The 19,961-nt window shown below is 39.4% G+C and carries 20 protein-coding genes and 1 other annotated feature; all 20 genes read left to right on the forward strand.

What is annotated here, in order from left to right:
- The first annotated feature begins 100 nt into the window (after positions 1–100).
- Positions 101–1,915, forward strand: a complete 1,815-nt coding sequence (locus ACXYMX_RS01755) for a penicillin-binding transpeptidase domain-containing protein (RefSeq protein WP_459042492.1) — start codon at positions 101–103, stop codon at positions 1,913–1,915.
- 84 nt (positions 1,916–1,999) lie between these two features.
- A complete protein-coding gene (gene mraY / locus ACXYMX_RS01760) occupies positions 2,000–2,980 on the forward strand; it encodes a phospho-N-acetylmuramoyl-pentapeptide-transferase (protein WP_459042493.1) in 981 nt (326 codons plus the stop codon).
- Entirely contained in the window at positions 2,981–4,330 is a 1,350-nt protein-coding gene (gene murD, locus ACXYMX_RS01765; protein ID WP_459042494.1) for a UDP-N-acetylmuramoyl-L-alanine--D-glutamate ligase, read from the forward strand.
- Positions 4,331–4,359: 29 nt separating this feature from the next.
- On the forward strand, positions 4,360–5,448 hold the full coding sequence (gene ftsW, locus ACXYMX_RS01770; RefSeq protein WP_459042495.1) for a putative lipid II flippase FtsW: 1,089 nt from the start codon (positions 4,360–4,362) through the stop codon (positions 5,446–5,448).
- 18 nt (positions 5,449–5,466) lie between these two features.
- Positions 5,467–6,252, forward strand: a complete 786-nt coding sequence (locus ACXYMX_RS01775; RefSeq protein ID WP_459042496.1) for a cell division protein FtsQ/DivIB — start codon at positions 5,467–5,469, stop codon at positions 6,250–6,252.
- On the forward strand, positions 6,233–6,955 hold the full coding sequence (locus ACXYMX_RS01780; protein ID WP_459042497.1) for a DUF881 domain-containing protein: 723 nt from the start codon (positions 6,233–6,235) through the stop codon (positions 6,953–6,955). The genes ACXYMX_RS01775 and ACXYMX_RS01780 overlap by 20 nt, the downstream gene beginning before the upstream one ends.
- A gap of 15 nt (positions 6,956–6,970) precedes the next feature.
- On the forward strand, positions 6,971–7,690 hold the full coding sequence (locus ACXYMX_RS01785) for a DUF881 domain-containing protein (protein ID WP_459042498.1): 720 nt from the start codon (positions 6,971–6,973) through the stop codon (positions 7,688–7,690).
- Positions 7,691–7,692: 2 nt separating this feature from the next.
- On the forward strand, positions 7,693–8,064 hold the full coding sequence (locus ACXYMX_RS01790; protein WP_459042499.1) for a small basic family protein: 372 nt from the start codon (positions 7,693–7,695) through the stop codon (positions 8,062–8,064).
- A gap of 93 nt (positions 8,065–8,157) precedes the next feature.
- Entirely contained in the window at positions 8,158–9,441 is a 1,284-nt protein-coding gene (ftsA, locus tag ACXYMX_RS01795; RefSeq protein ID WP_459042500.1) for a cell division protein FtsA, read from the forward strand.
- A 51-nt stretch (positions 9,442–9,492) separates the two neighbouring features.
- Positions 9,493–10,662 (forward strand): cell division protein FtsZ, encoded by a 1,170-nt coding sequence (gene ftsZ / locus ACXYMX_RS01800; RefSeq protein ID WP_459042501.1) that lies wholly within the window; start codon positions 9,493–9,495, stop codon positions 10,660–10,662.
- 312 nt (positions 10,663–10,974) lie between these two features.
- Entirely contained in the window at positions 10,975–11,829 is an 855-nt protein-coding gene (locus tag ACXYMX_RS01805) for a sigma-E processing peptidase SpoIIGA (protein ID WP_459042502.1), read from the forward strand.
- A complete protein-coding gene (sigE, locus tag ACXYMX_RS01810; protein ID WP_459042671.1) occupies positions 11,822–12,529 on the forward strand; it encodes an RNA polymerase sporulation sigma factor SigE in 708 nt (235 codons plus the stop codon). The genes ACXYMX_RS01805 and sigE overlap by 8 nt, the downstream gene beginning before the upstream one ends.
- A 94-nt stretch (positions 12,530–12,623) precedes the next feature.
- Positions 12,624–13,409, forward strand: coding sequence for an RNA polymerase sporulation sigma factor SigG (sigG, locus tag ACXYMX_RS01815; protein ID WP_459042503.1), 786 nt, complete (start codon positions 12,624–12,626; stop codon positions 13,407–13,409).
- A gap of 89 nt (positions 13,410–13,498) precedes the next feature.
- Positions 13,499–13,744, forward strand: coding sequence for a PRC-barrel domain-containing protein (locus ACXYMX_RS01820; RefSeq protein WP_459042504.1), 246 nt, complete (start codon positions 13,499–13,501; stop codon positions 13,742–13,744).
- A 69-nt stretch (positions 13,745–13,813) separates the two neighbouring features.
- Positions 13,814–14,506 (forward strand): YggS family pyridoxal phosphate-dependent enzyme, encoded by a 693-nt coding sequence (locus ACXYMX_RS01825; RefSeq protein ID WP_459042505.1) that lies wholly within the window; start codon positions 13,814–13,816, stop codon positions 14,504–14,506.
- On the forward strand, positions 14,503–14,976 hold the full coding sequence (locus ACXYMX_RS01830; protein WP_459042506.1) for a cell division protein SepF: 474 nt from the start codon (positions 14,503–14,505) through the stop codon (positions 14,974–14,976). Before ACXYMX_RS01825 ends, ACXYMX_RS01830 begins: the two co-directional genes overlap by 4 nt.
- A 26-nt stretch (positions 14,977–15,002) precedes the next feature.
- Complete coding sequence (locus ACXYMX_RS01835; RefSeq protein ID WP_459042507.1) at positions 15,003–15,290, forward strand: YggT family protein; 288 nt, start codon at positions 15,003–15,005, stop codon at positions 15,288–15,290.
- A 42-nt stretch (positions 15,291–15,332) separates the two neighbouring features.
- On the forward strand, positions 15,333–16,109 hold the full coding sequence (locus ACXYMX_RS01840; RefSeq protein WP_459042508.1) for a YlmH family RNA-binding protein: 777 nt from the start codon (positions 15,333–15,335) through the stop codon (positions 16,107–16,109).
- Between the two features lie 89 nt (positions 16,110–16,198).
- A complete protein-coding gene (locus tag ACXYMX_RS01845; RefSeq protein WP_459042509.1) occupies positions 16,199–16,705 on the forward strand; it encodes a DivIVA domain-containing protein in 507 nt (168 codons plus the stop codon).
- A 132-nt stretch (positions 16,706–16,837) separates the two neighbouring features.
- Positions 16,838–17,062, forward strand: a binding site (T-box leader).
- 73 nt (positions 17,063–17,135) lie between these two features.
- Positions 17,136–19,910 carry an isoleucine--tRNA ligase gene (ileS, locus tag ACXYMX_RS01850; RefSeq protein WP_459042510.1) on the forward strand — a complete coding sequence of 925 codons (2,775 nt, stop codon included), beginning with the start codon at positions 17,136–17,138 and terminating at the stop codon, positions 19,908–19,910.
- Positions 19,911–19,961 lie beyond the last annotated feature (51 nt).

Genomic DNA, 19,961 nt, shown 5'->3' on the forward strand with positions numbered 1-19,961 from the left:
GGTGCGGACAATTATCGAATTACAGGCTAAAAGAAGACTCCGAGCAGTATACGTCATCATACTGATTTTTCTTTGTAGTGTAATTATTAAGTTGTTTTATATGCAAATTATTGATCATGAGTTATTAAAGGGTCGCGCTGAAGCAAATTGGGATCGAGAAATTCCGTTTGGTGGGATGCGTGGCGATATTGTTGATCGAAATGGTGAGCTTATTGTAGGTAGTATGTTGGCACCGACATTATATTTCATGCCATCTCAAAATAAAGAGATTCACGCTGCCGCAAACTCTCTTTCAGCTATACTAGGTACGGATATTGCTAAACTTGAAGAGAAGTTATCCCAGAAAGAATACATGGTGAAAATTGCTCCAGAGGGTAAAAATATTACAAAAGAACAAGCTGATGAAATTACTCGTCTTCAAATTGATGGATTATATACAGGTGTTGATTTTGTTAGGCATTACCCGAACCAAGAACTTTTGTCGAGACTCATAGGATTTACTGGTTATGATGGGCAAGGGTTAGCAGGCATAGAATACGCTTATGATGAATTTTTGCAAGGTACAGGCGATAAAATTCGCCTTTATACAGATGCGAAAGGAATTCCTTTGCCACATGTAGACGATGGATTTAAGACGGGAAATAAAGGAGCATCTGTCCAATTAACAATTGATTTGGGAATTCAGCAAGTAGTTGAACGTGAACTCCTGCAGGCAATGGAAAAATATGACGCCACACAGGCACTTGCAATCGTTATGAATCCTCAAACGGGTGAATTACTATCGTTGGCTTCGGTACCAACATTTCATCCCGCTGCCTATCAAGAAGTTGACCCGAGTATTTATAATCGGAACTTGCCGGTTTGGATGACGTTTGAACCAGGGTCAACATTTAAAATAATTACGCTTGCTGCTAGTCTTGAAGAAAATCTAATCGACTTAAAAAAAGAACGATTTTATGACCCTGGGTATGTAATGGTTGCTAACGCTCGACTTCGCTGTTGGAAAAGAGAAGGGCATAAAGATCAGTCCTTTCTTGAAGTTGTTGAGAACTCTTGCAATCCAGGTTTCGTTGAAATGGGTCGTCGACTTGGTGGCGAAAAGTTAGGGACATATCTTCGAGATTTCGGATTTGGTCAATCAACCAATTCAGGTATCGCTGGAGAATCGAAAGGCATTTTATTTTCTGAAAAAGCATTTGGACCTGTAGAACAAGCAACGACTGCGTTCGGTCAGGGTATTTCAGTAACGCCGATTCAACAAATTCAAGCGGTTGCCACAGCAATTAATGGTGGGAAATTATATAAGCCGTATATTGTCAAGGAAATTACGGATGATAAGGGCAATCCACTGCGCTCGTTTGAACCTGAGTTGCAAAGACAAGTGATTAGCGAAGAAACATCCGCACAAGTAAGGGAAGCACTTGAATCGGTAGTTGCCAATGGATCTGGGAGAAATGCACACACGGATGGTCTTCGTGTTGGGGGAAAAACAGGAACAGCACAAAAAGTAGTCGATGGTGTGTATAAAGATGGTGACTACATTGTCTCTTTTGTTGGTTTTGCACCTGCGGATGATCCTGAAGTACTTGTTTATATCGCTATAGATAGCCCGAAAAACTCGATTCAATTTGGAGGCGTCATCGCAGCTCCAATTGCAGGTAGAATTATTGAAGAAATTGCACCAATGATTGGAATTAGCGAACGCGAGGGCCAACTTGAAAAAGAATATAGATGGGGCGATCCGCTAACGCATAGAGTGCCTGATCTCACTGGAATGACGAAGCAGGATATCCGCTTACAATTACACACTTACCGTATTGAATGGCATGGCGAAGGTGAACAAGTAAAATACCAATTACCAAAAGCGGATTCACTGATCACAATTGATGATGTCATTCATGTTTACAGCGATTAATTAATCGAATAAAAATAAGCAATAAGCAAAAACTGAATCAGATCTCTACGAGCTCTTATTTCAGAGGATAGAAGGAGAAAAATCATGACACTCTTTACAACAATGACAGCTATTACTGTCGGATTCATCATTTCAGTACTCTTAGGGTTCGTTATTTTGCCGATACTTAGAAGAATGAAGTTTGGGCAAAGTATTCGTGAAGAAGGCCCGAAAACCCATCAGAAGAAGGCGGGAACGCCAACGATGGGTGGGCTTATCTTTATTAGCTCAATTATACTATCTACGCTTGTACTTTCTTACATAAACGGAGTGCTGACGACTCAGACAATCGTACTTCTCTTGGTACTTGTTGGTTTTGGACTCATTGGATTTTTAGATGATTTTATCATCGTAGTTCAAAAAAAGAATCAAGGTCTTAAATCTCTTCATAAACTCATTGGACAAATCGTTGTGGCAATTATCGCTTTTTTCCTATTAAAATTAGGACCATTCGATACTACAGTTGCCTTACCCTTTACTGATTTTAAAATTGAGTTGGGCATTTTTTATGTAGGCTTTCTAATATTTTGGCTAGTTGGATTTTCCAATGCCGTTAATTTATCGGACGGATTGGATGGTTTGGTAGCGGGAACCTCGGCAATCGCATTTACTGCATTTGGCGTGCTTGCGTTAAGTAATGAGAGGTTGGCACAGCTGGATATTGCAATGTTCGCATTTGTAGTCGCAGGCGCAATGCTAGGCTTTCTCATTTTCAATCTGAAGCCAGCCCAAGTTTTTATGGGTGATACAGGATCACTTGCACTTGGCGGGGCACTGGCAATGATTTCAGTTTTAATAAAGCAAGAGCTACTTTTAGTTGTAATCGGGATTGTTTATGTAATTGAAACGTTGTCTGTCATTATTCAAGTGGCAAGTTTTAAAATGACAGGAAAGCGTGTGTTTAAAATGAGTCCAATTCATCATCACTTTGAACTTTCGGGATGGTCTGAATGGAAGATAGTTGTTGTATTCTGGGGTGTTGCTTTTTTAGCAGCTATACTTCCAGTATTACTGGAGGTGATGTAATTGAAAGACGTGGAACAGTTTAGTGGGAAGAAGATACTTGTCCTTGGGCTTGCTAAAAGTGGGTATGCAGCAGCAAAACTTCTTCATTCTCTAGGTGCAGAGGTGACAGTAAATGATTTTTCTCCTGAGGAGGGAAATGCGGAGGCCATTATGCTTCGTACAGATGGAGTTCATGTCATTTGTGGAGGGCATCCGGAAGGGATCCTTGATGAGGGTTTTGAGTTGATTGTTAAAAATCCAGGAATTCCATATAGCAATCCGGTAGTGCAGAATGCTCTTCAAAAAGGAATACCTATTTGGACAGAGGTTGAGATAACATCAAGAGTTAGTGAAGCTCCGATTATAGCAATTACAGGATCAAATGGTAAAACGACGACAACTACGATTTTGCATCATATGTTAAAAATCGCAAAGAAAAATCCGCTGATCGCTGGAAATATTGGAACGGTCTCTTGTTCAGTTGTGGAAAAAGCGACAAAGGAAGAAATAATTGTTTTAGAAGTTTCCTCTTTTCAATTGATGGGAACAGAGCAATTTCGTCCTCGAATAGCTATTTGGACGAATGTGTATGACTCTCATCTTGATTATCATGGATCGTCAGCCGAATATATTAAGGCGAAAGCGCAAATTACGGCAAACCAAAATGAAGATGACTTTATTATCTACAATGCAGATCAAACCGTGTTACGCGAAGTCGTTTCCCAGTCAAAAGCAGTGAAAATCCCTTTCACACTTAAGGGAAGGCAAGAAAATGGAATATCTGCAGATGATACTCAAATATATTGGAATGGGGAACCTTATGTTGATCGATCAATTATTAAAATACCAGGGCAACATAACCTTGAAAATATAGTTTCTGCTACAGCCGCTGCAATTTTATCAGGATGTGATAAGAGCGCTATTGAACATGTACTAAAATCATTTACTGGGGTAAAACATCGAATGCAATTTGTGAAAGAGTCCAAAGGGCGTCAATTTTATAACGATTCCAAAGCAACAAATACACTCGCAACCAAGAGTGCACTTGCTTCGTTTACGGCACCTGTTGTGCTCCTTCTCGGGGGGCTAGATAGGGGACATTCATTCGAAGAGTTGCGTCCCTATATGGGCAATGTGAAAGCGGTAATCACTTTGGGTGAAACGAAAGAAAAAGTGGAACAGTTTGCTTCATCTTGCGGTGTACAGACAATTATTCACTCGAGCACTATGGGTGATGCGGTAAAGAAAGCCAATACAATCAGTGTGGATGGCGATGTAGTTCTATTATCACCGGCATGTGCAAGTTGGGACGAATATACAAGTTTTGAAGTTCGTGGCGATGCATTTATCGAAGCAGTTTTTTCTATATAAATATTACCTAGCAATCTAAAACCGGAAGGATGCGTAAACTGGAAGACAAGTTGAAAATTGCCTTTATCGTTTCAGCTACTGCGCTTTCATTGATTGGTTTGGCTTTTGTCCATTCGGCTGGTTCCTATTGGGGGGCCATCCGTTATGCAGACTCTTCACCTTTTATATATAAACAATTGATTTATATGGTTGTATCCGTAGGTATTGCTTTGTTAATCATGCGGAGTCCTTTAACATCGAGTCCTAAAGCATGGACTGTTATCTACTGGCTAGCGATTCTAATGCTGATAGCGGTTCTTATACCAGGTGTTGGTGTCTCGCGCAATGGGTCACAAAGCTGGATTGCATTAGGTCCCTTGAGTCTTCAACCAGCAGAGTTTATGAAGGTCGCTCTAATTGGAAAGCTTGCAGCACTGATTCATGCAGCGAAGAACAACAAAAGAACTGTCCGTATTAGCCATATCGGTCTTATTCTGCTTCCTGGGGCGCTCATAATGATTCAGCCCGATTTAGGTTCAACCGTAATAATGATTATTGCAGCTTTCATCGTATTATTTCTAGCAGGATATCCATTACGATTTTTCTTTTTTATTGGTTTTGCAGGTCTAGCAGGTTTTGTCGGTTTGATTGCAATGGCAACTTATCGACTTGATCGTATTAAATCCTATATTGACCCTTGGAATGATCCCTTGGGTACTGGTTTTCAGGGGATTCAATCAATATTTGCAATTGCTCCCGGTGGTTTGTTTGGTCACGGGTATGGGAATAGTCGTCAAAAGTACTTATATTTACCAGAACCCCAAAATGATTTTATATTTTCAATCATTGCTGAAGAGTTGGGTTTTATTGGGGCCACCTTCGTAGTTATTCTTTTTGCTGTTTTTTTCTTGGCGACATGCGGAATAGCAATTCGAACTAAAGGGCGTTTTCAATTCTTAATGGTTGCTGGAATGGGTTCTATGATTATATTTCAAACGTTTTTAAACATTGGAGTCGTGTCGGGTCTGTTGCCTGTCACAGGAGTGACATTGCCATTTATCAGTTATGGAGGATCATCTTTGATGACAACATGGATGGCAGCCGGGGTTATTTTGCACTTTGCAGTTCGGGATAGATGATGAGATTGGAGGGATTCTGTGAAAAAAGTAATTGATATTGAAGAGAGAATTCCATCTATGCGTGAAAAAAGACGAAGGAAAACAAATAAGAAGTTTTTATTCGTTTTAACGTTATTCGTATCAGTCCTTCTCATCATTTTTTATTTCCAGTCCCCACTTAGTAAAGTAAAGAGTATTTCCATTGAAGGCGCAATCCTAAACGAGTCTGAGTATTATAAGGAGCAAAGTCAACTTTCAATAGGCCAATCGCTATGGGGGTTTAAACCCCGAGATGTTGAGGAATTAATAAGTAGGATCGATGTTGTGAAGGAGGCGTCTATATCTAGAAAGTGGCCGAACCTTCTTGATATTTCAGTAGAAGAATGGGATTCGATTGCTTATATAGAAGAGCGAGAAACCTACAGCTTATTGTTGGAGAATGGGGAACTATTTCAAAGTGAGATTCTTTCACCAGAGGCAGATGTTCCGATATTAACAGGTTTTACAATTCCCGAAGTTAGAAAGCAAATGAGCATACAGCTAACAAAAATGGATCAAAATGTTTTTCATCTAATTTCCCAAGTCAAGTTTACAGGTACAGAAGAAAATGATGAAAATGTAACGGTTTATATGGATGATGGATATGAAGTTCGGGCAATCATCCCGACATTTTCTAAAAAAATGGATTATTACCCTGACATCACAGCACAACTTGAAGGTCTAGAAAAAGGTGTGATTGATATGGAAGTAGGTACATATTTCATCCCATTTAGCGAAGTATATGGTTTAGGTCAGGAGGAAGAAATTGTCGAAGAAGATGAGTGAAGACTATCGTAAAAGAGGTAGACATATTTTATTTTCTATCGTGTTCCTTGTTCTTGGGTTTATTCTTGCATTTTCGTATAAAACACTGGGGAAAAATAGTCAGCCCGAACATTTTCAATCCGCCTTGTTTATTCAGGAGGAAAAATATCGGGAAGACTTGAGTCTTCAAAAAGAGCGGAACAAAGAATTGACCGATGAAATCGCCGCCAAGCAGGAGGTAATTCGAGAATTCGAGCATTCTTTCTCAACAAGAGAAGAAGATCATGCCGAGCTCGTCGAAGAAGCTAGGGATCTTCGCTTGTTGCTTGGTGTTGTGCCGACGGTTGGACCGGGCATAAAAGTGATGCTAAAGGATGCTGAGTACAATCCTGTAGATCAAAATCCAAATGATTACATTGTTCATGAAAGCCACGTTTTTCAGGTGATCAATGAGTTGTGGATTGCAGGGGCTCAGGGGATAGCTATTAACGGCCAAAGGCTTACGGCTACCTCATACATCAAATGCTCTGGTCCGGTAATCACAGTGGACGGCAAGACGTTCCCAGAACCGTTCTCAATCGAGGCGATAGGAGATTCAGAAGTCCTCTCAGCTGCACTTTATTTAAAGGGAGGAGTAATTGATGGCTTGCTTTCGGAAAATATTGTAGTTACGACCGAGCAGTCAAAAGAAATTCAATTATCAGCACTTAGAGACAAAAACTGAGTAGGAGGAGGCTGAATGAAGAATACAATAAATTGGAACTTTACAATCATACTCCTTATTGTTGGATTTATGATAGCCGTCCAGTACAATACGATAAAAGATCCGAAAGAGCGGGATACAAGAGATATCTGGGCAATTCGTAATGAACTGTCAACTGAGAAACAGCTGCACTCAGAACTGTTAACTGAAATCCGTGAACTCGATAAAACCATTACTACGTATGAATCATCGGAAGAAAAAAATGCAGGAAAAGCGCTCGAGGAAACAGTGGACAAGCTATACTACCAGGCAGGTATGGTTGATGCTAAAGGTCCAGGTATAGTGATTGATGTCCATCCATCTCAGGAAAGTATTGCGTATGGTATTCCAATTGACGGTATTTCACCAGATCTCCTCACTCGCTTTGTAAATGAAGTAAATAAACAAAAGGCACTATTTCTTGAAATCGATGGTAAAAGATATACAACATTAAGTGCTATAAGAGATATTAATGGGAAAACAACTGTTAATGGACTAAATGTATCGACGCCACCATTTCAGATTAAAATTATTACATCTACTTATGCAGACAGTGAAAAACTATATAATTATTTACTTTCATCTACAATATTTGATGATTTTTATCTTGATAATTTAACTGTTTCGATAGGTGAACCAAAAGCCGACATTGAAATGAGAGGCTGGATAGAGAAATATGATAACTTATATCTGAATGAAATACCGAAAGGGGAATGACAATGTGGTTACCTTTACTTGGACTAATACTTGGGATTTCGCTTGGTCTTTTATCAGATATTGAAATTCCCCAAGTATACAGTAACTATTTATCAATTGCAGTATTAGCAGCGCTAGATACACTTTTCGGAGGGATCCGCGCTTACATGCAACAAGTGTACGACGATAAGATATTCGTTTCCGGATTCTTTTTCAACATCGCTTTGGCAGGAGCACTGGCCTTTTTGGGAGTGCATTTAGGAGTCGATCTTTATCTTGCCGCTGTGTTTGCATTTGGGGTTCGATTATTTCAAAATATAGCAGTAATTCGTAGGATACTTCTCACGAAATGGACGGAACGAGGAAAGGTTTCTAATACAAATGCTTCCGAATGAAAGGGTTTGAGTAGAAGATGTCGAAATTATTTAGACAAGCCACCTATAATACAATAGAATGGGATGTAAGAGTTGGAAAGGAGGTGTCGATCGTTGAGCCAATCAGAATTATATGTTTCACTTGATATAGGATCATCGTCAGTCAAAGTACTAATTGGTGAAGTGGATAGCGGGACTCTTCATGTAGTAGGAGTGGGTAATGTCCAGTCAGAAGGTATACGAAAAGGTACAATTATCGATATCGATGCTACCGTACAATCAATTAGGAAAGCGGTTGATCAGGCTGAACGAATGATTGGAATGGAAATCCATGAAGTTATTCTTGGAATACCATCAAATGGTGTAGTTCTTCAAGATGTTAAAGGTGTTGTCGCTGTAAATAGTGAAAACAGAGAAATTACTGATGAAGATTTAGAACGGGTTATGAAATCAGCTCAAGTGATGTCTGTTCCACCTGAAAGAGAAATCGTCAATATTATTCCGAAACAATTTATTGTGGATGATTATGGTGAAATAAAAGATCCACGTGGAATGATTGGTGTTCGTTTAGAGATGGATGGCACGCTCATTACAACTTCAAAAACCCTATTGCACAACATTTTGCGTTGTGTTGAACGAGCGGGGCTCTCAATACGTGAAATCTACTTACAACCACTTGCAACTGGAACGTTCGCATTGACAGACGACGAAAAAAATCATGGTACTGCATTTATAGATATTGGTGGAGGTTCCACTACGATTGCAGTATTTGGTGAAGATCGGCTTTTATCGACTTCAGTTGTTCCGGTAGGTGGAGACCATATCACAAAAGACTTATCCATTATATTAAAGACACCGACTGAACAAGCAAGAAAAATTAAACATCAATATGGTCATGCATTTTATGATGATGCATCAGATGACGAACTTTTTGAAGTCTCAGTTATTGGTGTTGATACTAAAGATCAATATAGTCAAAGATACATATCGGAAATTATAGGGGTTCGACTTGAGGAACTATTTGATTTAGTTCTGGAAGAGTTGTATCGCTTAGGTGTGCGTGATTTACCAGGTGGAATTGTATTAACTGGCGGAATCACTAAAATTGATGGTATTCTTCAATTAGCACGACATGTAATGAAGACAAGAGTACGGGTTCATATACCTGAATATATCGGAGTTCGTGAGCCGATGTATGCTACGGCTGTGGGGCTTATCCGATATGCACATATGCAGGAAGAGTTCTTTGGGAAACCTTCCAACGACTCGCCAGTTAAAGCGATTGAAACTAGCTCACAGAATACTAGTCATAGAAATAAGCAATCAGATGTGAAACAAGCAAAAAAACAGGGTGTATTAAGCAAAGCAAAAAGTATCTTTGACAACTTTTTCGAATAAGTAATCTAGGTGAACAGAGACTAATAGGTAGATAGACTAGGAGGAGAGAAAATGCTGGAGTTTGATACGAATGTTGACCAGCTTGCAGTTATTAAGGTAATTGGAGTTGGTGGTGGAGGAAATAACGCTGTCAACAGAATGATAGAACATGGTGTGAAGGGTGTAGAATTTATTGCGGTGAATACAGATGCCCAAGCACTAAATCTTTCATCTGCAGAAGTTAAACTACAAATAGGCAATAAATTAACAAGAGGTTTAGGTGCAGGTGCTAATCCAGAAGTTGGGAAAAAAGCAGCTGACGAAAGCAAAGAACAAATTGAAGAAGCATTACGCGGTGCAGATATGGTCTTTGTCACTGCAGGAATGGGTGGAGGGACAGGAACAGGTGCAGCTCCCGTTATCGCACAAATTGCTAGAGATCTTGGTGCATTAACAGTGGGTGTGGTTACTCGTCCATTTACGTTTGAAGGACGTAAACGACAAACACAAGCAATTGGTGGAATCACAGGAATGAAAGAGTCTGTAGATACACTTATTGTAATCCCGAATGATAAACTACTTGAAATTGTAGACAAAAATACTCCTATGCTTGAAGCATTCCGTGAAGCGGATAACGTACTTCGTCAAGGTGTACAAGGTATTTCTGATTTGATTGCTGTGCCAGGACTTATTAACTTGGACTTTGCTGACGTGAAGACAATCATGTCAAACAAAGGATCTGCGCTAATGGGAATCGGTGTTTCGACAGGAGAAAATCGTGCTTCTGAAGCTGCAAAGAAAGCTATTTCAAGTCCATTACTCGAAACATCAATTGATGGTGCAAAAGGTGTTTTGATGAATATTACAGGTGGTTCGAACTTAAGTCTATTTGAAGTACAAGAAGCTGCAGATATTGTTGCTTCGGCTTCTGATGAAGATGTTAATATGATCTTTGGTTCGGTAATAAATGATAACTTGAAAGATGAAATCATTGTCACTGTTATTGCGACAGGATTCAATGAAGAGCAGCTAATATCTGCGCGTCCAACTAGAACTTCAAGTTTTGGAGCAGGCTCATCTCGTCCTTCAGTACGTGAACCACAACAACCGGTTCGCAGTCAACGTGAAGAAGAGCAACAGCAGTACAAAGAAGAACCTGAACCAACTCGTTCGCAAGGCGGGCATCAAGAAGATGCTCTTGATATACCGACATTTTTAAGAAATAGACAACGCCGTAAATAAATAAGATAGTTTGAGTGAAATCTTCTTTTTGTCCAATTAGGATGAAAAGAAGATTTTTTTGTTTTCACATAAATACTTCTAGTTTGTGAGTATCCAACGTAAGGTTAAAAGTCGAGTGGTTTCTACAAACTATTTATATTAGAGTTTTAAAAAATAGGAAAGACCGAGAGGAAATAAGCATCCTCGGGAAAAAGTAGAAGCCAATCCTTTCCCTTATACTTTATTTGTCGATTTTTTTACTGAACTTTCTCCCTCAGTCTGACAAACATTGCATTTGGCAGGTGCTATTGTTGTTACTAGGGAGGGCAGACTATGTATGGAGAAGTTATTATCGGTGTAAATATGCTGTTTAATTTCGCAGTACTCTCATTTGCAAACAAAGTAGGCAACATCGGAACTTCAAAAAGACGTCTCCTACTCGCTTCACTTGTTGGTGCAACGCCAGTAACTTTCTTTCCGGGTTCTAACCTAGTGATGCTTGTCTCGTTCGTTGGAATGACAGTATGTGCGTTTGGAATTCGATTTACTACTTGGAAGAAGTCTGTCGTACTAGTTTTGGTTGGAGCATTATTTGCCGGTGGAATGTTAACTTTTTTTCAATCACAGGTCCATACACTTTCTGGTTGGGGCATGATCGCTATTTATGCAATTGCTATGTATATCGCTTTATATTTACTGAAAAACAAATGGTTAGACGTTAGAACAGTGCAACGTATGTCAGATCTTTCAGCTAACTCGATCCTTCGAATTTGGGGAGCCGCCATTAAAATCGATGTGTTTGTAGATACAGGAAATGGATGCACTGAACCACTATCTGGAAATCCTGTGCATTTTGTTTCTTGGAATATAATGGAGTCAAAAATTCCGGAGGATTTGAAAGAGCCATTGTTAACGTGGAACCCGAGTGACTCACCAAATTTATCTGACTTTCCCGTTCGTTTTAAGAGCGGTATGCGACTCATTCGACTTCAAACTGTCCAGGGGCAATCGTGGGTTGTCGGGTTTAAATTCGATCAGTGGATTGTAGGGGAGGGAAAAAAACTTCAACCAGGATATATTGTGTTAACCAAGAGTGATCGTCGTTATCCGGACGGTGCTGGAGCAATTTTGCACGTATCTGCAATGGAAACATTAAATGAAGAAAGGGGAAATGTAAGTGTTGCATGAATTAAAAAAATGGATGGCGAAGATTGCTAGCTTTTTCAAGAAGAAAGATGGGGTTTATTATATTGGTGGTCATGAATCTCTTCCTAAACCACTGACACGCGAAGAAGAGGCTATTACAATACAGGCATTTATGAACGGTGATATGAATGCACGCGATACTCTAATCGAGAAAAATTTACGACTCGTCGTTTACATCGCTCGTCGTTTTGATAATACGAATACACACATCGAAGATTTAATTAGTATAGGAGCAATTGGACTTATAAAAGCAATTGAAACATTTAAGGTTGATAAAAATATTAAACTTGCCACTTACGCATCACGATGTATTGAAAATGAAATTCTAATGCATTTACGAAAAACGAACCGACTTCGTTCGGAAATATCTTTTGACGAACCTTTAAATTCCGATGCAGATGGGAATGAGTTGTTGCTATCTGATATTCTTGGCACAGATGAGCATATTATTATTAATGATGTTGAAAAGAAAATAGAGCGTCAGCATATGATTGAGGCAATTCGTATTTTAGATGACCGTGAAAAATATATTATGGAATGTCGATTTGGTTTAACTGGTCAAATAGAAATGACTCAAAAAGAAGTTGCGGAACTACTGGGAATTTCACAGTCTTATATCTCACGATTAGAGAAAAAAATAATTATTGAGTTGCGTGAAAGACTAAACCAACCAATCGCATAATGGTTGAAATTGGAGGCGTTATTCTTCGCATATTCTTCAAAGCTGCGGACAGACTACTTTGTAAAGTCATCTACAGAATGCGGAGGAAAAGCGAATGGTACGTACAAAAGTTGAAATATGCGGTGTAAATACGGCCGAGTTGCCACTTCTTACGAATGAAGTGATGAAAGCGACATTTATCAGGCTACAGAGTGGCGATTATTCAGCAAGGGAAGAGCTTGTTATAGGAAATTTACGCCTAGTTCTTAGCCTCGTTCAACGATTTGCATATAGAGGCGAGCAAGCAGACGATCTGTTTCAAGTCGGTTGCATCGGTCTATTAAAGTCCATCGATAATTTTGATTTGAAGCATAATGTTCGATTTTCTACTTATGCAGTTCCGATGATTATGGGAGAAATAAAACGGCATTTACGAGATCACCACGCAGTACGTGTTTCCAGGTCTCTTCGAGATATTGCATATAAAGCGATGAGAGCCAAAGAGGCTTTTATCAATGAACACCAAAGAGAACCTAGACTTTCGGATTTAGCTGAAGCTACTGACATTCCAGAAGAAGATATTCTGCTTGCATTAGATGCGATACAAGATCCAATGTCACTTCACGAGCCTATTAATGGGGGAGATGGTGATCCTGTCTTTATGATGGATCAACTTCAAGATAAGACAGTATCTGAAGATCGTTGGTCGACCTACGTCTCAGTAAAAGAAACGCTCTCATCAATGGATGAAAGACAACAAACAATCCTTTCAAAACGATTTTATTTAGGACAAACACAAACTGAAATTGCAAAAGAGTTAGGCATTTCACAAGCTCAAATTTCAAGATTGGAAAAAAATGCTGTTCAAATTATTCGTAGTGGGATGGATCAAGATTTATAGGTATACAGGAAGTAGTATAGAGAAAACGCAGTGCATTCTATGCATTGCGTTTTTTTATACTGCATATATTTCTATAAAGGGGGAATTCCGTGAAATTTTCTGAGATTCAAAAAAAAGAGGTCATCGATGCAACAAAGGGAGCATTTCTTGGATATGTCCAAGATGCAACGATTGATATTGTAAACGGAAAAGTAGAAAGCTTGCACATCGGTGAAGGAGAAAGAAGTATATTTTTTGACGGGAAGGAAAAGAACACCAAAAAAGTTCGACTGCAGGATATTACTGTAATTGGAAAAGATATTGTTCTAGTTGGTAAAAAAGAGGGCAAAAAGTGACTTTCCATTGATAAGTAAGCGTTAGGTTGTTACAATGAAAGGAACAATTGATGAAAAGTAGTGATTAGATTGAGCAAACTTCAAGGACGTATACAAACAATCGAACAAGAAATACTTTCAGCATGTGAACGGTCAGGTAGAGAGCGAACAGACGTCAAAGTTGTTGCGGTAACAAAAAGTGTATCTTCGGAAAGAGCAGAAGAAGTAAGACAACTAGGCATTATCAATCTTGGTGAAAATCGTTCTGAAAACCTTCTTGAAAAGCAGGAAGATCTTACTGAAGGTGTTATTTGGCACTTTATAGGAAACGTTCAAAGCCGCAAGGTTCGAACTATTGTAGATCGTATCGATTATTTACATTCTCTTGATCGAATAAATATTGCGAAGGAAATTCAGAAACGTGCAACTGAAAAGATAAAGTGTTTTGTACAAGTAAATGTTTCGGGTGAAGAATCTAAATCGGGAGTTACACCTGAAGAATTAGAGGACTTTATTTCAGAGTTAGCAGCTCTCGATAAAATTCAGGTTGTCGGACTTATGACAATGGCCCCAAATATAGAAAACACAGAAATAATTCGTTCTATTTTTCGTGAAATGAGAATCCTACGGGACGGAATTGCATCAAAACAACTTCAGCACGCCCCATGCACAGAATTATCTATGGGTATGTCGAATGATTATATTATCGCAATTGAAGAAGGAGCAACGTTCGTTCGAATAGGTACGAGTTTAGTCGGTACAGAAAGCGAGGGAGACAAATGAGTCTGAAAAATAAATTTCAGAGTTGGTTTTACCTTGATGAAGAAGAAGATATCGAATCTTCGGCTAATCGAAAACGTGAAGAACCACGCCCCGTGAAGGAGAAGGTACAGCCACAACCACAACCACAGCCAAAGCAGTCCAGACAGCGTAGGCAGAACTTTAACGAATCCCCACAAGCGGCCAATGTCGTAAGTCTTCAAAGTTTACAGAAGTCATCTAAAGTAGTTTTGGTAGAACCACGTGTCTATGCCGAAGCTCAAGACATTTCGGAGCACTTAAAAGGAAAACGTGCAGTCGTCGTCAATTTGCAACGCATTGACAGGGAACAAGGAATTCGGATTGTCGACTTTTTAAGTGGTACGGTGTATGCAATTGGTGGGGATATTCAGCGAATAGGTACAGATATCTTTCTTTGTGTCCCAGAAAATGTAGAAGTTGACGGAGCAATATCCGACTTTTTTGAACAATAGAAACTGAATGAGGTGTACGTTTAATAATGGTTAATTTATTAATACTTCTACAAAGTTTAGTAGTGAATGCAATTTCGATTTATAGTTTTTTATTAATTATATATATATTAATGTCTTGGGTGCCTTCGACACGTGAAACAAAATTCGGCCAAATGTTAGGTAAAGTAGTCGAGCCGTATTTGGCTTTTTTCCGTCAGTTCATCCCGCCTTTAGGCATGATTGATATTTCTCCAATTGTAGCGATATTCGCATTACGTTTTATTGGAGAAGGAGTTCACAATGTATTTATTTTGATCATTAGAGCAATAAGTTAAATCCTCACGATAGTGAGGGTTTTTGTTTAAGGAGCGATTGTCATGGAATCAGTCATGCAACATTTTAGAAAAGATGAGCAACCCTATATAGAAATGGCTGTCGGTTGGATACGTGAAGTTGAGGATACATATTCACCTAAATTAACCGGATTTTTGGATCCTCGGCAGCGATTTATAGTAGAATCACTTGCTGCAGGTTCTGGGCTTCTATTTGAAGCATATGGGGTGTTTCCTGAAGCGGAACGCGTTAGGGTCCTAATATATCCTGAATATTATGTCCCTGAACCTAACGATTATCAAATAACGGTATTTAAAGTGAAATATGCATCGAAATTCCTCTCTATGGATCATAAGGACGTTCTCGGTTCAATGATGTCACTAGGAATTGAACGCTCTAAATTTGGAGACATTCGAATTGGTGAGGACGAAGTGCAATTTGCAGTTGCTAATGAGTTGAAAGATTATATGACGGCTAATTTCACTTCAATTGGTAAGGCCAAAGTGACTGTGGAAAAACTAAGCAGTTTGGAAGCTTTAATTATACTGGATGATGTATGGACAGAGTCACTGTATATAGTAAGTTCCTTGAGACTTGATACGGTTATTGCTGCAATAGTAAACATGGCAAGACAAAAAGCAACGCAACTGATTCACACTGAGAAAGTTAAAGTGAATTGGACAGTTCGCAATCAGCCGGCATATGAATTATTTGAATCGGATATTTTATCCATCCGAGGTTCGGGCAGATTTAAAGTGATTGCGATTGAAGGAAGAACGAAAAAAGACAAAATTCGTCTGTTAATTGGTAAGTTAGAATGACTTTTCTGATAACAGTGTAGAAAGTTGCTGTAATTGATAGCCTCTACATGTATAATGAAGAAAGAATATGTAAAAAGGAGATGCGTTGGATGGCTTTATCACCACTTGATATACATAATAAAGAGTTTGGACGTTCTATGTTCCGAGGTTATGATGAAGATGATGTAAATGAGTTTTTAGAGCAAGTGTTGAAGGATTATGAAAACGTACTTGAAGAAAACAAGACATTGAAAAGTGACTTGAAACAATCACAAGAACAAATAACTCATTATAATTCTATAGAGGCAACACTTCATAGCTCTATATTGATCGCTCAAGAAGCCGCTGAAGATGTACGTAGAAACTCTACCAAAGAATCTCAATTAATTATTAAAGAAGCTGAGAAAAATGCAGATCGCATCGTGAACGAAGCGCTTTCTCGTGCACGTGAAATTTCAATGGAAGTTGATGATTTGAAAAAACAATCCAAAGTCTTCCGGAGTCGTTTCCGCATGTTGATTGAAGCTCAATTGGATCTAATACAAGCTGATGATTGGGATCGTTTATTGGAAACTGAAATAGATAAAGAACCAATTGAACTAGCGACGAGTGAATAAGAAAAGCGTAAGCGCTTGACGACTTCATGACCCACTTCGTGTGGGCATAAGCTAGCTAGCTCACGAAGGATATAGGGAACCCATAACTTGACTATACGACTACACAGACATATAATTAGGTATATATATTTACTATAAGCGACGAAAGAGACAGTACTTTTTATTATTGCGTCAAGCGAATTGGGGATGGTGCGAGCCCAGTCAGCAAGATAAAAACGAACATCACTCTGGAGCTGGACAGCGATACGTTTTCGTGAGTCCCGGTAACACCCCGTTATGGTGTCTGAGTGGCAGCAATTTACCGATTAAATTGTTGCAAGTAGGGTGGTAACGCGAGAATAACTCCTCGTCCCTTTTTATAGGGACGGGGATTTTTTATGTTTTTATTGATACTAATTTAAAATTAGTGTACTTCAAGGAGGAATATGAAATGGAATACAAAGACACATTATTAATGCCGAAAACAGATTTCCCGATGCGTGGAAATTTACCGAATAGAGAACCTGAAATGCAAACAAAGTGGGAAGAGACGGATCTCTATAAAAAAATCCAAGAAAAAAATGCGGACCGTCCAATGTTTATTTTACATGACGGCCCTCCATATGCGAATGGTGACTTGCACATGGGACACGCTCTGAACAAAGTGTTGAAAGATATGATCACACGTCATAAATCGATGACTGGTTATAATGCTCCTTATGTTCCTGGCTGGGATACACACGGTCTACCAATCGAACAGGCACTTGTTAACACGGGTGTGAAGCGACAAGATCACTCGATTGCGGAGTTCCGTAAAATGTGTGAAGAATATGCACTTGGTCAAATCGATAGTCAACGCACGCAGTTTAAACGTCTTGGCGTTCGTGGAGATTGGGATAACCCGTATATTACGTTGAAGCCGGCATACGAAGCACGTCAAATTCAAGTTTTTGGTGAAATGGCAAAGAAAGGCTACATCTATAAAGGGTTAAAGCCTGTATTCTGGTCGCCATCAAGTGAGACAGCCTTGGCTGAGGCGGAAATTGAGTACCACGATAAAAAATCAGCTTCAATTTATGTTAGCTTCCCAGTAAAAAATGGCTTGGGCGTTATTGAAGAAGACGTTCAGTTCATGATCTGGACGACGACGCCTTGGACGATTCCAGCAAACTTAGGTATTACAGTACATCCTAAATTTACGTATGTAATCGTAAAAGTAGGAGAAGAGAAATTCTTGATTGCTAAAGATCTTGTAGAATTTGTTGCTGGTGAAATTGGATGGGAAGACTATTCGATTGAACGCGAATTACAAGGTTCAGAACTCGACCGTGTCGTTGCAAAACATCCAATTTACGACCGCGACTCACTCGTTATGCTCGGAGATCACGTTACAGTAGATGCAGGAACAGGTTGTGTTCATACAGCACCTGGTCATGGTGAAGAGGACTTTTACGTTTCTCAAGCATACGGAATCGATGCACTTTGTCCAGTCGATGATAAAGGCGTAATGACAGATGAAGCTCCAGGTTTCGAAGGGTTATTTTACGAAGATGCCAACAAAGCTGTAACAGAAGCATTGGAAAAGGTTGGAGCATTAAGAAAACTTGAGTTTATCACGCACTCCTATCCACATGATTGGAGAACGAAAAAACCTGTAATTTACCGTGCAACTGCACAGTGGTTTGCTTCGATTAAAACATTTAGAGATGAGTTGCTCGGTGCCATTAAAGAAACGAAGTTTACACCTGCATGGGGAGAAACTCGCTTATTCAATATGGTACGTGATCGCGGAGACTGGTGTATTTCTCGCCAACGTGTTTGGGGAGTTCCAATTCCGGTATTTTATTCGGAAGACGGAGAATCGATTATTACGGATGAAACAATTGCTCATGTAGCGAAATTGTTTAAAGAGAACGGTTCTAATATTTGGTTTGAACGTGAAGCAATCGATTTACTTCCAGAAGGATTTACACATGAAGGAAGTCCAAACGGTGTTTTCACAAAAGAAACAGATATTATGGATGTATGGTTTGATTCGGGTTCATCCCACCAAGGTGTACTCGATGATAGAGACGATCTAGTGTATCCTGCCGATCTATACTTGGAAGGGTCGGACCAATACCGTGGATGGTTTAACTCTTCATTGACAACAAGCGTAGCTATCAACGGGCACGCACCATACAAGGGCATTCTAAGCCATGGATTTACGCTAGATAAGAACGGTCGTAAAATGAGTAAATCATTAGGGAATACAATCGTTCCAGCTAAAGTGATGAACCAAATGGGCGCAGATATTCTTCGCTTATGGGTATCATCTGTCGATTATACAGCGGATGTTCGAGTGTCTGATTCCAACTTTAAGCAAGTTTCCGAAGTTTACCGTAAGATCAGAAACACATTCCGTTTTCTTCATGGAAACACATCTGATTTTAATTCTACGACAGACAGCGTAGCATTTGCAGATCTACGTCCTGTGGATAAATATGTTTATGTCAAGTTGCAAGATCTAATCACTGATGTTCGCAAGGCATATGAAAATTATGAATTTGCAGGGGTTTATCATGCAGTAAATAATTTTGTAACGGGTGTGTTAAGTTCATTCTATTTAGACATTGCAAAAGATGTTGTATATATCGAACATAAAGACCACGCACACCGCCGTGCAATGCAAACGGTTATGCATGAAACACTTATGTCGTTAGTGAAAGTTCTAACGCCAATCTTGCCACACACTACAGATGAAATGTGGTCACATTTTGAGCATGTAGTAGAAGAAAGTGTGCAGTTGACAGATATGCCTGAAGCTCAAGACTTCGGTGAAGAAGCGAAAAAGCTTGTCGAACAATTTGATACGCTTATGCTGATTCGCGATGATGTACTTAAAGCGCTTGAGGTAGCTCGTAATGAAAAAGTTATCGGGAAGTCTCTTGAAGCTCAAGTAACTATCTTCGTTCCAGAATCATTGAAAGATGTATTCAAGGTGAGTGATATTGACTTCGCTCAGTTCTTCATCGTATCTAAGTTTACTGAAGGTGAATTAAATGATGCACCTGAAGAAGCACTAAAGTTAGATACTGTGTGTGTACTTGTTGAACAAGCGCCAGGTGAAAAATGTGATCGTTGTTGGACAATTTCTGAAACAGTCGGAAGTGACGACACGCATCCGGAAGTTTGTGCAAGATGTGCGGACGTAGTGAAAACTTACTACACAACAATGACGGAGTAATTTGACCAACACGAAGTGGCTCTCGCAATCTGTTTCGAAAGATTGTGGGAG

This window comes from Sporosarcina sp. CAU 1771 (assembly GCF_054482775.1).

Bases quoted from the DNA above. Each gene is read 5' to 3' on its own strand.
- ACXYMX_RS01755 (WP_459042492.1), top strand. From the start codon at position 101: ATGCAAATTATTGATCATGAGTTATTAAAGGGTCGCGCTGAAGCAAAT.
- mraY (WP_459042493.1), top strand. From the start codon at position 2,000: ATGACACTCTTTACAACAATGACAGCTATTACTGTCGGATTCATCATT.
- ftsW (WP_459042495.1), top strand. From the start codon at position 4,360: ATGCGTAAACTGGAAGACAAGTTGAAAATTGCCTTTATCGTTTCAGCT.
- ACXYMX_RS01785 (WP_459042498.1), top strand. From the start codon at position 6,971: ATGAAGAATACAATAAATTGGAACTTTACAATCATACTCCTTATTGTT.
- ACXYMX_RS01790 (WP_459042499.1), top strand. From the start codon at position 7,693: ATGTGGTTACCTTTACTTGGACTAATACTTGGGATTTCGCTTGGTCTT.
- ftsZ (WP_459042501.1), top strand. From the start codon at position 9,493: ATGCTGGAGTTTGATACGAATGTTGACCAGCTTGCAGTTATTAAGGTA.
- ACXYMX_RS01805 (WP_459042502.1), top strand. From the start codon at position 10,975: ATGTATGGAGAAGTTATTATCGGTGTAAATATGCTGTTTAATTTCGCA.
- sigG (WP_459042503.1), top strand. From the start codon at position 12,624: ATGGTACGTACAAAAGTTGAAATATGCGGTGTAAATACGGCCGAGTTG.
- ACXYMX_RS01830 (WP_459042506.1), top strand. From the start codon at position 14,503: ATGAGTCTGAAAAATAAATTTCAGAGTTGGTTTTACCTTGATGAAGAA.
- ACXYMX_RS01835 (WP_459042507.1), top strand. From the start codon at position 15,003: ATGGTTAATTTATTAATACTTCTACAAAGTTTAGTAGTGAATGCAATT.
- ACXYMX_RS01840 (WP_459042508.1), top strand. From the start codon at position 15,333: ATGGAATCAGTCATGCAACATTTTAGAAAAGATGAGCAACCCTATATA.
- ACXYMX_RS01845 (WP_459042509.1), top strand. From the start codon at position 16,199: ATGGCTTTATCACCACTTGATATACATAATAAAGAGTTTGGACGTTCT.
- ileS (WP_459042510.1), top strand. From the start codon at position 17,136: ATGGAATACAAAGACACATTATTAATGCCGAAAACAGATTTCCCGATG.